Annotated in this window: 14 protein-coding genes; 7 read left to right on the forward strand and 7 right to left on the reverse strand. The window is 64.4% G+C overall.

The genetic code is table 11. The annotated features are described in order from the left end of the window. The first annotated feature begins 88 nt into the window (after nucleotides 1-88). The gene (locus M2281_RS07475) at nucleotides 89-442 is read left to right on the forward strand and encodes a DUF423 domain-containing protein (RefSeq protein ID WP_280820431.1); all 354 of its coding nucleotides are present in this window, start codon (nucleotides 89-91) and stop codon (nucleotides 440-442) included. A 10-nt stretch (nucleotides 443-452) separates the two neighbouring features. Here M2281_RS07475 and M2281_RS07480 read toward each other — a convergent pair whose 3' ends face one another. Then, nucleotides 453-1,094: a helix-turn-helix transcriptional regulator gene (locus M2281_RS07480; protein ID WP_280820432.1), complete on the reverse strand. Its 642-nt coding sequence runs from the start codon at nucleotides 1,092-1,094 to the stop codon at nucleotides 453-455. 238 nt (nucleotides 1,095-1,332) lie between these two features. Here M2281_RS07480 and M2281_RS07485 point away from each other — a divergent pair, with 238 nt between their 5' ends. Next, nucleotides 1,333-2,493, forward strand: coding sequence for a helix-turn-helix transcriptional regulator (locus M2281_RS07485; RefSeq protein WP_280820433.1), 1,161 nt, complete (start codon nucleotides 1,333-1,335; stop codon nucleotides 2,491-2,493). 203 nt (nucleotides 2,494-2,696) lie between these two features. Here M2281_RS07485 and M2281_RS07490 read toward each other — a convergent pair whose 3' ends face one another. From M2281_RS07490 to M2281_RS07510, 5 genes are all read right to left on the reverse strand, one after another. Further along, entirely contained in the window at nucleotides 2,697-4,253 is a 1,557-nt protein-coding gene (locus M2281_RS07490; protein ID WP_280820434.1) for an indolepyruvate oxidoreductase subunit beta family protein, read from the reverse strand. Between the two features lies 1 nt (nucleotide 4,254). After that, entirely contained in the window at nucleotides 4,255-6,408 is a 2,154-nt protein-coding gene (locus M2281_RS07495; RefSeq protein WP_280820435.1) for an indolepyruvate ferredoxin oxidoreductase subunit alpha, read from the reverse strand. 56 nt (nucleotides 6,409-6,464) lie between these two features. Beyond that, entirely contained in the window at nucleotides 6,465-6,947 is a 483-nt protein-coding gene (locus tag M2281_RS07500; protein WP_280820436.1) for a MarR family winged helix-turn-helix transcriptional regulator, read from the reverse strand. A 119-nt stretch (nucleotides 6,948-7,066) separates the two neighbouring features. Next, nucleotides 7,067-7,858, reverse strand: coding sequence for a cyclase family protein (locus M2281_RS07505; protein ID WP_280820437.1), 792 nt, complete (start codon nucleotides 7,856-7,858; stop codon nucleotides 7,067-7,069). 221 nt (nucleotides 7,859-8,079) lie between these two features. Beyond that, nucleotides 8,080-8,838, reverse strand: a complete 759-nt coding sequence (locus M2281_RS07510; RefSeq protein ID WP_280820438.1) for a GGDEF domain-containing protein — start codon at nucleotides 8,836-8,838, stop codon at nucleotides 8,080-8,082. A gap of 153 nt (nucleotides 8,839-8,991) precedes the next feature. On the opposite strand from M2281_RS07510, the gene M2281_RS07515 reads away from it, so the two are divergent. Together M2281_RS07515 and M2281_RS07520 are read left to right on the forward strand one after the other, a co-directional pair. Continuing rightward, nucleotides 8,992-9,699, forward strand: coding sequence for a pyrimidine 5'-nucleotidase (locus tag M2281_RS07515; RefSeq protein WP_280820439.1), 708 nt, complete (start codon nucleotides 8,992-8,994; stop codon nucleotides 9,697-9,699). A gap of 168 nt (nucleotides 9,700-9,867) precedes the next feature. Continuing rightward, nucleotides 9,868-11,004 (forward strand): GGDEF domain-containing protein, encoded by a 1,137-nt coding sequence (locus M2281_RS07520; protein WP_280820440.1) that lies wholly within the window; start codon nucleotides 9,868-9,870, stop codon nucleotides 11,002-11,004. Nucleotides 11,005-11,067: 63 nt separating this feature from the next. On the opposite strand, the gene M2281_RS07525 is transcribed toward M2281_RS07520, so the two are convergent. Continuing rightward, nucleotides 11,068-11,907, reverse strand: coding sequence for an LOG family protein (locus M2281_RS07525; RefSeq protein ID WP_280820441.1), 840 nt, complete (start codon nucleotides 11,905-11,907; stop codon nucleotides 11,068-11,070). 145 nt (nucleotides 11,908-12,052) lie between these two features. Between M2281_RS07525 and dapD the strand changes: the two genes are divergently transcribed. The 3 genes from dapD (at nucleotide 12,053) to M2281_RS07540 (ending at nucleotide 13,697) form a co-directional block, all read left to right on the forward strand. Continuing rightward, nucleotides 12,053-12,907, forward strand: coding sequence for a 2,3,4,5-tetrahydropyridine-2,6-dicarboxylate N-succinyltransferase (dapD, locus tag M2281_RS07530; RefSeq protein ID WP_280820442.1), 855 nt, complete (start codon nucleotides 12,053-12,055; stop codon nucleotides 12,905-12,907). Nucleotides 12,908-12,979: 72 nt separating this feature from the next. After that, on the forward strand, nucleotides 12,980-13,333 hold the full coding sequence (locus M2281_RS07535; RefSeq protein WP_280820443.1) for a DUF805 domain-containing protein: 354 nt from the start codon (nucleotides 12,980-12,982) through the stop codon (nucleotides 13,331-13,333). Continuing rightward, nucleotides 13,326-13,697 carry a DUF805 domain-containing protein gene (locus M2281_RS07540; RefSeq protein ID WP_280820444.1) on the forward strand — a complete coding sequence of 124 codons (372 nt, stop codon included), beginning with the start codon at nucleotides 13,326-13,328 and terminating at the stop codon, nucleotides 13,695-13,697. Before M2281_RS07535 ends, M2281_RS07540 begins: the two co-directional genes overlap by 8 nt. The last annotated feature ends 6 nt before the right edge of the window (nucleotides 13,698-13,703 follow it).

A 13,703-nucleotide genomic window follows, 5' to 3' on the forward strand; every position in this document is an offset into this window, starting at 1 on the left:
ATTGTCGCTGGCAGCCGCGATTCAATCTGGCCGCGAAAGGTTCTATAGTTTCCGGCAACCAGTCGAGGAACCGATCGAGGAGACCGCCATGCATAGCGACCGTTTTCTTCTTGGCGCAGGCGGGCTTGCCGGCGCGGCAGGCGTGGTGGTGGCGGCCATGGCCACGCACACCGGCGGCGCGCATATGCAGACCGCTTCGTCCTTCCTGCTGATGCACGCGCCGGCGCTTCTCGCCATCGGCCTGATGGCGGCCAGCGGGCTGCTGCGCCTTTCCGGCTTTGTGCTGCTGGCCGGCCTGATCCTGTTCACCGGCGACCTTCTGGCCCGCGACTATCTGGGCGACCGGCTGTTTCCCTATGCCGCGCCGATCGGCGGAACGCTGCTGATCATCGGCTGGCTTCTGGTCTTCATTTCGGCCTTCTTGCGGCCGCAACGCGGCTGAACCGGCCAGCCTACCGGTATCGCGTGAGCAGAAGCACCAGTTCGGCCTGGCGGGTCGTGTCGGTCTTGCGGAAGATGGTTTTGAGGCGGCTGCGCGCCGTCTCATAGGTAATGCCTTCCTCGACGGCCGCGTTGCGCAGAGAATTTCCTGCAGCGAGCCTTGTCGCCAGCCGGGCTTCCGCGCCTGTCAGTCCAAAGGCTTCGCAAAGGGCCTTCTCGCCGGTCGCGAGCGCTTCTGGTGCCTCGACGACCAATATGGCGACCGGCGCCCCCCAGGAAAGCGAACTGCCGCCCACGATCGAAATCCCATGTGCAACCAGCGTCGTTCCATCGTTGCGCGTGAGCCTGGCGACCGCCGGCGGCGCATCGTCGTAGAACTGCTGGGAAGTCGCGGTCAGCGCCGACAGCACGGCCTGGAACGCCGCGTCCTCGTCCCGCCTTGCAGCGCGCAGCTTGCCGTCGGAGACGACGATTGCATCGCCGATCAGCTTCTGGAATTCCGGCGTCGGCGAAAGGAGCCCTCCGCTCGGGCCGACGAGGCAAAGCGCCAGCCCGGCGGTGCTGAGCACCCTGGCACCCTCGTTCTGATTTGCCAGCGATGTGGTGAGCAGCCTTCCGTGGGAAGGCCGGAAGTTCCGCACCAAATGTACCATTTCGTCCCCTTGCGCCACTGCCACGGCGCCCCCTTGCGAGAATCGCGGGCCCACTTCCCATCGGCGATTCATCATGCCCAATATAGGAACGGGAAAACTCACCCGCCCGGGTGAGAAGCGGCACGGTTTGCCAAAATGCGGCATATCCTTGGCCTTGGTTGTCGAATCGGCGCCGGCGACGCTATCCTCGCTTTCGCCGGCCGGACTCGCCGGTATCTGCGATGCGGCCGCAGACGCCATGACTGGAATTTCACCGGCCTTCCCGTCGCAGTCGGCCCCACAGGTGCGCGGCGTGGACAGAACGAATGTCAGCGACGACGAACTGATCGACCTGATCTACGCCTCGCTGCTCGGCGAAGCGTCATGGCAGAAGTTTCTCGATCGGCTGAGCGAGGGACTGCCGGATGGCGCCTCCACGCTGTTTTTCCACGACCCGCACAAGAATGCCGGGGGCATATCACTGAGCACCGGCTTCAGCGACCAGGCCCTTGCCGCCTATGGCAGCCACTATGCCAGCGTCAATCCGATGATGAAGGGGGCAACCACCCGGCCGCTGGGGCTCGGGGTGTTGGCCGAGCAGATGTACGCTCGCGACAGGCTCGTGAAGTCGGAATACTACAGCGATTTCATGCGCGCCAACGGCCTGGAGAGCGCGGTGGGCGTCACCATCTATCGCGAGAACGGCTGCTCCTTCCTGCTCAGCACGCTAACCAGCAGCGCCGACCTCGAGAACAACCGCCTCGCCGCCGACCGCCTGACGCGGCTCGCGCCTCACCTGCAGCGCGCCTTTCGGCACTACCGCGCCGGGCCCTTCCAGAAGGCGGTGACCGAGATCGGCGGCTCGCTGTTCGACGCCATCGATGTCGGGCTCGTCATCGTCGGCAGCGGCATGCAGGTCAAAACCGCTTCCGCCACCGGTGAGCGGATGCTGGCAGACGGCGCCGCCATCGGCACCTCGCCGCTCGGTCAGCTGACGCTCCGTTCCTCCGAGGCGATGTCCCTTCTGCGCACCATGCTCGAGACAGGCTTCGAAGGACGAACCGTGCAGAGCCGGTCCATCGGCCCGTTCAAGCTCACCTTCATCCTCGTGCAGAAGGACCGCGTCTCGACCTATTTCGAGGGACCGACGGCGATCGTGCTGGTCGAGCCGCCGCATGCCGGCAGCCGGGCGGTCGACTTCGAGCATCTTGCCCGCGCCTACAACCTGACCGCCGCGGAAATGCGCGCGATGACCGGCATCGTGCTCGGCCGGAGCATCGACGAGATCGCTGCCGACGCCGGTCTCTCGCGCGAGACGATCCGCACCCAGCTCAAGAATGTCTATGCCAAGACCGGCGCAACCAGGCAGGCCGACCTGGTACGTCTCGCCACCCGCGGGATTTTACCAGCGCGGCAGTAGCTATGTCGCTTCTCTGGTGCCTGCACAGGCGTCGATACCCCCACCCCTAACCCCTCCCCACAAGGGGGAGGGGGACTTTCCGGACTCCATGCAGCGCAAGATCGCGAGGGATTTTCGCCAGACGGAGATGCAAGCCAATACCCCTCCCCCTTGTGGGGAGGGGCAGGGGTGGGGGTCATTTCAATGCCGACCAAATTGTCGGTCTACAGCGTCGCGATCGTCTTCAGCGCGCCGTCGAGCATGGTACCCTTTTCGTCCTTCAGCGCCGCTTCGCGCAAGCGGCGAAGCCATTCGGCGGCGTCCGCACGCCCCTCGAGCATAGGCAAGCCGGAAAGCACGCGGTCGAACTTCGACTGCGCCCGCACATGGGTGTCGCTGTAGCCCTTAATCAGGCGTCGGCAGTTGAGGATCTCCACGGCAAGCGCATAGTCGCTCGCCACGCGGCCGAGCGCCAGACTGTACCAGCGCTCCAGATGCTCGGCCTCGACCTTGTGGCGCAGGAGCTTGCGGCGCCAGTGCCGCAGACCGCCGATGAACCACAGCGCCGTGAAGCCGGCAAAGCTGTCGGTGCGCACCCGCCGGCCATGGTTGATGCGGCGGTCGAGCCAGCCGGCCAGTTTCGGCCGGTTCTCGATATAGCTGCCAAGTCCCGCCGGCATGGTGCCGCAGAATTCCTCGATGCGCGGATGGAAATACTCGGTCACCTGCAGGATGTTGCCATCCTTGATGCCGACTTCCTTGCGCACACGCCGGTCGCGGGTCGAGCGCGTCTTGAGGTCGGCCACGCGGATCATGTCGTCATAGCACATGGCGTTGGCGACATGCTTGGCCGCCGCAATCGACAGCGCGTATTCGTGCCCGGCATCATCCAGCTTCAGCGCCTGGTCGATGCGGCCGAGATATTCGGCGCCATAGGCAAGGTCCTGGTAGTCGACAACCTTCTGCAGGCCGCGTCCGGCCATGTCGCGCAAAACCTCGGGATAGGCATCGACGCGAGCGCGCAACGCCTGCCAGCCCTTTATCAACGCATCCGGCCCACTCACGCCGCGTGTAGAAGCCTTCACGGATTGAGTGGGAGCAGCGTCGGGCTCGATACCCTCCTCGACAAGCCGGCGGGTGCGCTCATAGGCGCCGGCAAAGGCGGCAAGGCTCGCCTTCACGCCGCGGCCGGAAGCGCGGATCGTCTCCTCATAGCTTTCGCGCGGGAAGGGCAACGCGCCGGAACCGGCCAGCGCGCCGAACAGGCTCGACGAGATCACCGATCCTGCCTCGACCGCCACCTTTTCCATATCGAAGGCAACCAGGCGCTTTGCCGCCTGCTCGGCACCTGCACGCACCTTTTCCGACGAGGCGCGGCCGTCGCCCGGCTCGATCTTCTCCGACACCGCGGCAATGCGGTGCGAGGAGGCGATCAACGTGGTGCGGTCGGGCGTCACGAAGCCGCGCATGACGGCGCGGCCGGCTTCCATCAGCTCGGCGGCGATCAGGATGTCGACGTCGCCCTGCGCCGGCGACAGCGCGAAGATCGGCCGGCGGCCGGTGTCGCGGCACATCTCGACGTAATAGATCGTCGCGCCGGTGCGCTGGGCAACGCCGGCCACCGAGGTCGACTGCGCCAGATAGCCGTTGCGCTCGGCAACGTCGGTGATCCAGTCCGTCAGCACGCCGCCGCCCTGCCCGCCCACAGCGAGCGCGGCCAGCTTGATGATGCCTTCCTGCCCAGCGGCAGGGTTCGGGGTCTTCGGAGCCAGAACTGTCATGTCACGCATCCGCAAAAGTCAGGCGACGGGTTTCGCGGCGCCGCTGCATGAAACCGATGAGCTTGCGGCGCATCCTCTCGAGGAACTGATCCCACTTGCCGGGATTGTGCACCACGTCGGCGCGGTAGAAGGAGGGGCACAGCACCGCCGCATCCGCCACTTCGCCGCAATTGCCGCAGCCCACGCAGGTCTGGTCGATATGGGCGACGGGATCGTCACGCAGCGGGTCGTCCAGCGACTTAACTGACAGCGACGGGCAGCCCGACAGCCGCATGCAGGCGTGGTCGCCGGTGCAGATGTCCTCGTCGACGCCGAACTTCGGCTTCACGAGGCGTTCGCCGCCCTTGATGGCATTGGCGACCAGCGGCTTTTCGCGGCGCTGGCGATTGAGCATGCATTCGGACGAGGCGACGATGACCTTTGGTCCGGTCTCCTCGGTCGTCAGCGCCTCCCGCAGCGTGTCGCGCATCTTGCCGACATCATAGGTGCGTTCCAGGTGGCGCACCCATTTCACGCCCATGCCCTTCACCGCCTCGGTGATGGGGTGCTTCGTGGATTTGGTCTTGTTGTTGGCCCGCGAGGACAAAATATCCTGCCCGCCGGTGGCGGCGGAATAGTAATTGTCGACGATGACGATGACGCCGTCGTTCTTGTTGAACACGGCGTTGCCGATCGAGGAGGTCAGGCCGTTGTGCCAGAAGCCGCCGTCGCCGACGAAGGAGATCGAGCGGCGCTTTGCGTCCGGCGAATTGAAGGCCGAGGCCGAAGCCGGCCCCAGGCCATAGCCCATCGTCGTCGCGCCCAGTTCGAAGGGCGGCATGATGGAGAACAGGTGGCAGCCGATGTCGGAGGCGATGTGGTGCTGCCCCAGTTCCTGCTCGACCAGCTTGGTGGCGGCAAAGATCGGGCGCTCCGGGCAACCCGTGCAGAAGCCGGGCGGACGGCCCGGCACGATGGCCGCAAGGTTGGAGACCTCGTTGCCGTCGTCCTGCTTGTTGGGTGCGCGGATCTGCACCGGCAGCATGTGCGGGGCGGCCTCGCGCAGGAAGGCGGAAATGCCGTCCAGCATCACCTGGCCGGTATATTCGCCGGCAACCGGCAGGTGTTCCTTGCCGACGACGCGGGTGTCGCGGCCTGCCTTGTGCAGCATGTTGCCGAAGGCCTGCTCGATGTAGTTCGGCTGGCCTTCCTCCACCACGAGCACGGCGTCCTTGCCCTCGCAGAAGCCCAGAAACTCGTCGTCGATCAGCGGGTAGACGGCGTTGAGCACATAGATCGGCACTTCCGTCTCGCCATAGATATCGGCAAGGCCGATGCGCTCCAGCGCGCGCATGACCGAATTGTACATGCCGCCCTGGCAGACGATGCCGACCCTGGCCATGTCGGGGCCGAAGAACTCGTTGATCTTGCGCGAGCGGATGAAGTCCACCGCCGCCGGCCAGCGCTTGGCGACCTTTTCCTTCTCGTGGATGAAAGAGGCGGGCGGCAGCACGATACGGGCCGTGTCGCGGCGCGGGTTCTGCAGCGCATCGGCCACCGTCATGGCGGGGCGCTTGTTGTCCTTGGCGGTGAAGCTGCCATGCACGTGGCAGCAGCGGATACGCACCTGCAGCATGACCGGCGTGTTCGACGCCTCCGACAACTCGAAACCGTCTTCCACCGCCTTGACGATGGAAGGCAGGTTGGGGCGCGGGTCGAGCAGCCACACCTGGCTCTTCATGGCAAAGGCATGGCTGCGCTCCTGCATGATGGAGGAGCCTTCGCCATAGTCCTCGCCGACAATGATCAGCGCGCCGCCGGTGACGCCACCTGAAGCGAGGTTCGCCAGCGCGTCGGAGGCGACATTGGTGCCTACGGTGGACTTGAAGGTGGCAGCGCCGCGGATCGGGTAATGCACCGAGGCCGCCAGCATTGCGGTGGCGGTGGCTTCCGAGGCGCTCGCCTCGAAATGCACGCCAAGCTCACCCAGAATGTCCTGCGCGTCGGCCAGCACGTCCATCAAATGGCTGATCGGCGCGCCCTGATAGCCGCCGACATAGCCGACGCCGCATTCCAGCAGCGCCTTGGTGATGGCGAGAATGCCTTCGCCGGAAAACTCTTCGCCGGCGCCCAGGCGCAGCTTTTCGACTTCCTTCACAAAGGACCGTTCAGCCATTGGAAGCCTCCTTCACATCGGATGCGGCGCCTGTGGCGCGCATGGGTAATTTCGGTTCAGATGTCGTGCTTGCGGATGTTGCGCAGCATCTTCTGCAGCGTGGCGACGAAGGCGGCATATTCGCCGTCATCGATATCCGCGAACATCGTTTCGAACGCATCGTGCATGGCCGGCCAGGCGCGGTTGAACTCGGCCCGGCCCTCGTCGGTCAGGAAGATCTTGCGCACCCGGCTGTCGTCGTCGCAGGCCTCGCGCCGCACCAGCCCCTGCCCTTCCAGCGTGTCGAGTGTTCGGCTCATGGTCGACTGCTCGATGACGCTGAAGACCGACAGGTCGTTGATAGTGACGCCGTCGGCCACCGACAGCACCGCCAGCGCCCGCACCTGTGGCACGGTCAGCCCCTGCTTGCGCAGGTCGTCGCGCAGCGTCGCGTTGTAGCGCCCCATGATGCGGTTCATCAGGTAGGGCGCGAACTGCTGCAGGCCGATCTCGCCCAGGGTCGAGATGCGCTCCCGCTTTTCCGAGCCGGTCTGGTCCATCACATTCTCCCTGCGGGCGAGTGGCCTGCGCCACCGCCCTGCCCGGTTGGAACCGGCGCGCTCATGCGCGCCGTGTCCTCAGGAAGGGTGCGGGTCCCCGCACCCTTCGTCGCGAGCCATTAGGCCGTCGGAACCAGCGCCAGCGCGCGGATCGGGCTGCCGGTGCCGCTCTTGATCTTGAGCGGGGCGGCGATGAGGATAGCACCCTTCGCCGGCAGGCGGTCGAGGTTGCACAGGCTGGCAAGACCGTAGCGGTTGGCCTTGTGCATCAGGTTGTGCGCCGGGAACGGCGGGTTCATGCCGCCAGCCTGGCCGGCGTCGGTGCCGATCGCTTCCGTGCCCCAGCCGATCGCGCCGGTGGAGATGATGTATTCGATGGCCTCGGCCGTCGGTCCAGGCGTATGCGGGCCGGTCTCGTCGGCGTTGAGGAAGTCGGCTTCCGAGCCGTTGCGCTTGTACCAGTCGGTGCGCATCACCACCCACTCGCCTGCCTTGATGGCGCCGTGCTTGGCTTCCCAGGCCTTGATGTGGTCGACGGTGAGCAGGAAATCATTGTTCTCGGCTGCTTCCTTCGAGCAGTCGATGACGTTGACCGGAGCAACGAAGTTCTTGACCGGAATAGTGTCGGTCGCGCCGTCGGCATAGTCCTTGCCGGTGATCCAGTGCTTGGGCGCATCGAAATGGGTGCCCGAGTGCTCGCCGACCTTCAGCCAGTTCCAGGCCCAGAACGGACCGTTCTTGTCATAGGCGGAGATCTCGTGGATCTCGATCTTCGGCGTATCGACCGCCAGTTCCGGCGGCAGCTTCAGAAGCGGCGTATCGGGGCCGAGCACGCCGGCCAGGTCCACAACCTCGACGCCCCCCGACAGGAGCAGTTCGGCCATCTGGCCGAGCACTTCGTTCGTCTTCATGAAAGGTTTCCTCTACCCTTGTCCGCAGACAGCTCGTCGCGGCCTCCTCCGAGTATCATTAGGGGGAAATCTATGCATATGCAATTATCCTTCATCAACAGATGCGGCCGCGCGGAAGCGCCTTTCCAGCCTCCAGTCCTTTTGTGCACCGCAACAGAGCGAAGGGCGCGATCAAGGATATGGCCGCGCCCCGTCAATAAATATGCATATGGATATAAATTCTAAGCGGCGCTCGGCAGTCCGGCAACGATGGTGAGGTTGCGGCCGCGGTTCTTGGCCTCGTAGAGGCGGCGATCTGCGGCGCGCATCAGTTCTGAAACGGTGGCGCCGAGCGCACAGACCGTGCCACCGATGCTGACGGTCAGCGGAACCTGCTGTTCGCCGGCCGGCTTGAAGCACACCTTCTCGACCTCGCGCCGGATGCGCTCGGCCACGACCGCCGCCTCCTGTTCGGTCGCGCCGATCAGGAAGGCGCCGAACTCCTCGCCGCCGATGCGGCCCAGAATGTCGCCGCTGCGCACGCCGCGCGAAATCGCGGCGGCGATCTCCAGAAGCGCTTCGTCGCCGGTCAGATGGCCGAAATTGTCGTTGATCTTCTTGAAGTGGTCGGCATCGATGATGAGCAGCGCGCCGCGGTCGCTGCGCCGGCGCGAGCCGTCGAGCGAGGCGAAAAAGGTCTCGCGGTTCAGCATGCCGGTCATGTCGTCGCGCGAAGCCTTTTCGGCGAGCCGGCGATGGGTGGCGGCAAGCTGCGCATGGGCGCGCTCCAGCTCGCGATGGGCGTGCTTCAGCCGGTCGCTCTGCCAGAAGGTATAGGCGCTCGCCGGAAAGGCGGTGGCCAGCGGGCAGACGATGCACATCAACCAGGCGTTGCCGTCGACGGTGCCACCCATCATCGGCACGACGGTAACGGCAACCAGCAGGGAGCCTGCAACGGCGAGGATGGAAACGAGCGAGGCTCTCAGGATTATGCTTGTCATCGACCCCCCTTTTCGGCCGCCTGAATGGCAGACAGAGCTGAACGTCCCCTTTCATGCATGGGTAAATTTTGAGCGAACACCGAACCTTCAAAGCCACGGACTTTTTTGCTTTGCTGTGGACACAAAGGGCGCGATCCGTGCCATAAGGGCGGCATGACTGAAACGCCCAATCCCGCCCGCTTCGCCCGCATCACCGACTGGGTGTTCGACCTCGACAACACGCTCTATCCGCACCACACCAATCTGTTCTCGCAGATCGACGTGCGGATGACGGCCTATGTGTCGGAGCTTCTGCAACTGTCGCGCGAGGATGCGCGCAAGCTACAGAAGGAGCTCTACCATGAATATGGCACGACGCTGGCCGGGCTGATCGCGCGCCACAAGATCGATTCGGACGATTTCCTCAACAAAGTCCACGACATCGACTATTCCTGGCTGTCGCCGGACCCCGCACTTGGCGAGGCGATCAAATCGCTTCCGGGGCGCAAGTTCATCTTCACCAATGGCGATCGCGGCCATGCCGAGCGCGCGGCACGCCAGCTCGGCATCCTCGATCACTTCGACGATATCTTCGACATCGTTGCCGCAGGCCTGGTGCCCAAGCCGGCGCAGGAGACCTACGACAAGTTTTTGGCGCTGCATCGCGTGGCCGGCCCGAACGCAGTGATGTTCGAGGATCTGGCGCGCAACCTGATCGTCCCCAAGACGCTCGGCATGCAGACCGTGCTGGTGGTGCCGCACAATTTCGAGCCAACCTTCTCGGAGATCTGGGAGCGCGACCCGGCCTACGATTCATCGGTCGACTTCGTCACCGACGATCTCGCCGCCTTCCTGCGCAGCATAGCGCCAGCCCATTCGTGACCTGCCGCCGCTCGGCGGGCCGCTTATGAATTGATTTACCAAGCTGCGACGTATCACACGGAAAAGTTGATAAGTCGCAGCCAGGCCTCCATATGGCGCTTCTGACATAACCTGAATAGAAGCCGGACCAGCAGCCCCACTTGCCCGGCGTGGCCCTGGTATTAGATCGTGAAATTTGTGGCTCCGGCATTGCTGCTGCTGTTCTCGCTGAGCTTCGCCGGCGCCTGGACGCTGGAACGGACCCGCCGCTACCTCCTGCTGTTTGCGATCGCCTTTCTCTGCTTCGGCCTCGCCGCGGCTGGACAAATCGCCATCTGGCCGCGTGATGTCGGCGCCAACAAACTGATCACGGTAATCCTGTTTTGCGTCGGCGTGCTGCTATTGTGCGAAGGCGTGCTGCAGCGCTCAGGGCGCCATCTGGCTCTGCCGCTGCCCCTGTTCGTCGCGGGCCTCATCGTGGCCGGCATCTTCTACTTTTTCTACATAGACCGCAGCCTGGTCACGCGCGCCTATATCCTCCACTTCGGCCTCGGCACACTATTTCTCATCACGGCCTGGCAAGGGCGCTTCCTGCGCCATGGGCGTGGCGCCGACCGCGCCTTGTGGTGGCTGGTCGTGGTGGTTGGGTTGCATTTCTTCCCGCGCACCATCCTGACCACGGGCGTTTTCATCGACGGCGCCTTTGGCGCCGCGACCTTCTGGAACTGGGTGCAGATCACATTCTCGCTCGTCGGCGCCATTATCGCGCTTGGGCTGATGGCTGTCACCGCCATAGATGTGGTCACCGCCCTGCGCGGCGAGCGCGACAGCGACCCGCTGACGGGCCTTCTCAATCGCCGCGGCCTCGACCTCCACAGTCGCGCCGCGCGCAAGGCGCATCACAAGCCGGTGTCGAGCATCGTCGTCTGCGACATCGACCACTTCAAGGTGATCAACGACACCTATGGCCATGCCGTCGGCGATGCGGTGCTGGAGGGCTTTGCCGGCACAATCCGCGATATGACCCGAGCCGGCGACCTGGTCGCGCGCATCGGCGGCGAGGAGTTCGTGGTGGTGCTGAGGGGCACTCCGCCGATGGGAGCCTATCAGTTTGCCGAGCGCCTGCGCCTCGACATCCAGCGGGCACGCTTTTCAGGCCTGCCGCGCCAGCAGACGGTGACATGCTCCTTCGGCGTGGTCGAGTTCCGCGAGGGAGACGACCTGTGGGCCGCGGTCGACCGCGCCGACGAATATCTCTACGCCGCCAAGAAAGCCGGCCGAAATCGCACCTTCGCAGAAGGCTTGCAGAAGGTGGGCGTTGCCTGATGCAAAAAAGGGCCGGCCACGCAGGCGGCCGACCCTTGAACTAGGTATTGCGTGGGCCCGGCATCACAGCTTGTAAAAACGGCTGATGATCTCCCAGGCCTCGTCGGCGGTGTCGACGAAGTCGATGATGTCCTGGTCGCCGGGGCTGATGGTGCCCTGCTCGGCCAGATAGTCGAGATTGATCGCGCGCTGCCAGAATTCCTTGCCGAAGAGAATGACCGGCACCCGCTCCATGCGGCCGGTCTGGATCAGCGTCAGCGTCTCGAACAGCTCGTCCATCGTGCCGAAACCGCCCGGGAACACCGCCACCGCCTTGGCGCGCATGACGAAATGCATCTTGCGTACGGCGAAATAGTGGAAGTTGAAGCAGAGGTCGGGGGTAATGTAGGCGTTCGGCGCCTGTTCATGCGGCAGCACGATGTTGAGGCCGATCGAGGGCGCGCCGACATCGGCCGCGCCGCGGTTTCCCGCCTCCATGACACCGGGGCCGCCGCCGGTGACGACGACGAATTCGCGGTAGTAGGACGCGGCCGAATGCAGCGAGCAAAGCTGCGCGAACTTGCGCGCTTCCTCGTAATATTTGCTGTTGCGCTCAAGGTTGCGCTTCTGCGTCTCGTCCTTGGCCGCCCAGGCCTCGCCGCCCGGCTCGGGAATGCGGGCGCCTCCGAACAGGATCACCGTCGAGCGGATGCCACGCTCGTTCAGGATCATGTCGGGCTTGAGCAGTTCCAGCTGCAGCCGCACCGCGCGCAATTCGCGCCGCGTCATGAAATCTTCGTCGTCCCAGGCCAGCCGGAAGGTCGGCGAGCGCGTTTGCGGCGTATCGGGAACAGCCTTGGCTCGAACCAGGTCCTCGCTCGAATGCGGCAACGGCGTCCAACCGGACTTTTCATTGGGATTCATAACTTGCTTGTCCAATTTCATCCTCAAAGCGTCCTTCCACGACGCAGTCGTGATTGACCCCTCCTAAGCCCTGACATAGGGTCCCGGCGATCCTTAAAACAGTGTACGGCGCGTGCCTTAACAGCACATGTAACGGAGCTTTTTCATGACCAAACCCGATCTGGCGTCCCTGGAAGCCATTATCGAGAAGGCGTTCGAGGAACGCGAGGCGATCTCGACCTCGACGCGCGGCGAAGTGCGCGAGGCGATCGAGGCCTCGCTCGACCTGCTCGACCGTGGCTCCGTACGCGTCGCCGAGCGCCAGGGCGACGGCAACTGGAAGGTCAACCAGTGGCTGAAAAAGGCCGTGCTGCTGTCCTTCCGCATCAACCCGATGGAAATCATCAAGGGCGGCCCGGGCGATGCCGTGTGGTGGGACAAGGTGGCGTCGAAGTTCTCCGGCTGGAGCGCGCTCGACTTCGAAAAGGCCGGCTTCCGCGCCGTGCCGTCCTGCGTGGTGCGCCGCTCGGCTTATGTCGCACCGGGCGCGATCCTGATGCCCTCCTTCGTCAATCTCGGCGCCTATGTCGGCGAAGGCACCATGGTCGACACCTGGGCGACCGTGGGCTCCTGCGCCCAGATCGGCAAGAACGTTCACCTTTCGGGCGGCGTCGGCATCGGCGGCGTGCTCGAGCCGCTGCAGGCCGGCCCGACCATCATCGAGGACAACTGCTTCATCGGCGCCCGCTCCGAGGTGGTCGAGGGCTGCATCGTGCGCGAGGGCGCGGTGCTTGGCATGGGCGTTTTCATCGGCAAGTCGACCAAGATCGTCGACCGGGCGACAGGCGAGATCTTCTACGGCGAAGTGCCCTCGAACTCTGTAGTCGTGGCCGGCACGCTGCCGGGCAAGCCGCTGCCGAACGGCGAGCCGGGCCCGAGCCTCTACTGCGCCGTGATCGTCAAGCGCGTGGACGCCCAGACCCGTTCCAAGACCTCGATCAACGAGCTGCTCAGAGATTGATTTTTCGCTCGATCCAAATCACCTTCGAGGGCGTGCTGTAAGGGCGCGCCCAATGAACAAGGGAGGGGTGACATGGATTGGAAATATCTTTTCACCGGCTGGGACGGGCGCATCAATCGCGCCAAGTTCTGGGCCGGCATCGCTGCTCTGATCGTGATTGGAATCATTGCGAACCTGCTCGACTTCATGCTTGGCCTGCATGTCGGCGACCATGGCGTCGGCATCCTCGGCCTCGTCGTTTCGCTGGTGTCCATCTATTTCGCGCTTGCGCTCTACGCCAAGCGTTGGCATGACCGCGACAAGTCGGGCTGGTGGAGCCTGATCGGGCTCGTGCCCTTCATCGGCGCCGTGTGGATCCTGGTGGAACTCGGTATTCTCCAGGGAACCAATGGCGCCAACCAATACGGACCGGATCCTCTTGCCTGACAAAGACGAATTCATCTGGCTGTTCTTCCGCTTCAACGGCCGGCTTGGCCGGGCGGCTTTCGTGCTGACTGCCATGTTCTGGGTGGTGGTGGTGTCGTTCCCCCTCTACCAGTTCATGCGAGTGCCGCCCGACAGCACCGCCGCGCAAGCCTGGTCGGCCGTGTTCGGCATGACCTTCATCGTCTTCCTGTGGGTGCATGTCGCCTCGGCGGTGAAGCGCCTGCACGACATGGGCAAGCCCGGCATCATGGCCGTGGCGCTGTTCATACCGGTGATCTCGATCGTCGCCTTCATCGCGCTCTGCCTGTTTCCGGGCGATGCCGGGCGCAACCGCTACGGCCAATTCACCAACTCGGCTCGCTAACTCGCC

The organism is Pseudaminobacter soli (ex Li et al. 2025) (assembly GCF_029892515.1).
GTDB lineage: Bacteria > Pseudomonadota > Alphaproteobacteria > Rhizobiales > Rhizobiaceae > Pseudaminobacter > Pseudaminobacter soli_A.

Bases quoted from the DNA above. Each gene is read 5' to 3' on its own strand.
- M2281_RS07490 (WP_280820434.1), bottom strand. From the start codon at position 4,253: ATGACAGTTCTGGCTCCGAAGACCCCGAACCCTGCCGCTGGGCAGGAA.
- M2281_RS07505 (WP_280820437.1), bottom strand. From the start codon at position 7,858: ATGAAGACGAACGAAGTGCTCGGCCAGATGGCCGAACTGCTCCTGTCG.
- M2281_RS07525 (WP_280820441.1), bottom strand. From the start codon at position 11,907: ATGAATCCCAATGAAAAGTCCGGTTGGACGCCGTTGCCGCATTCGAGC.
- M2281_RS07500 (WP_280820436.1), bottom strand. From the start codon at position 6,947: ATGGACCAGACCGGCTCGGAAAAGCGGGAGCGCATCTCGACCCTGGGC.
- M2281_RS07475 (WP_280820431.1), top strand. From the start codon at position 89: ATGCATAGCGACCGTTTTCTTCTTGGCGCAGGCGGGCTTGCCGGCGCG.
- M2281_RS07510 (WP_280820438.1), bottom strand. From the start codon at position 8,838: ATGACAAGCATAATCCTGAGAGCCTCGCTCGTTTCCATCCTCGCCGTT.
- M2281_RS07495 (WP_280820435.1), bottom strand. From the start codon at position 6,408: ATGGCTGAACGGTCCTTTGTGAAGGAAGTCGAAAAGCTGCGCCTGGGC.
- dapD (WP_280820442.1), top strand. From the start codon at position 12,053: ATGACCAAACCCGATCTGGCGTCCCTGGAAGCCATTATCGAGAAGGCG.
- M2281_RS07485 (WP_280820433.1), top strand. From the start codon at position 1,333: ATGACTGGAATTTCACCGGCCTTCCCGTCGCAGTCGGCCCCACAGGTG.
- M2281_RS07480 (WP_280820432.1), bottom strand. From the start codon at position 1,094: ATGGTACATTTGGTGCGGAACTTCCGGCCTTCCCACGGAAGGCTGCTC.
- M2281_RS07515 (WP_280820439.1), top strand. From the start codon at position 8,992: ATGACTGAAACGCCCAATCCCGCCCGCTTCGCCCGCATCACCGACTGG.
- M2281_RS07535 (WP_280820443.1), top strand. From the start codon at position 12,980: ATGGATTGGAAATATCTTTTCACCGGCTGGGACGGGCGCATCAATCGC.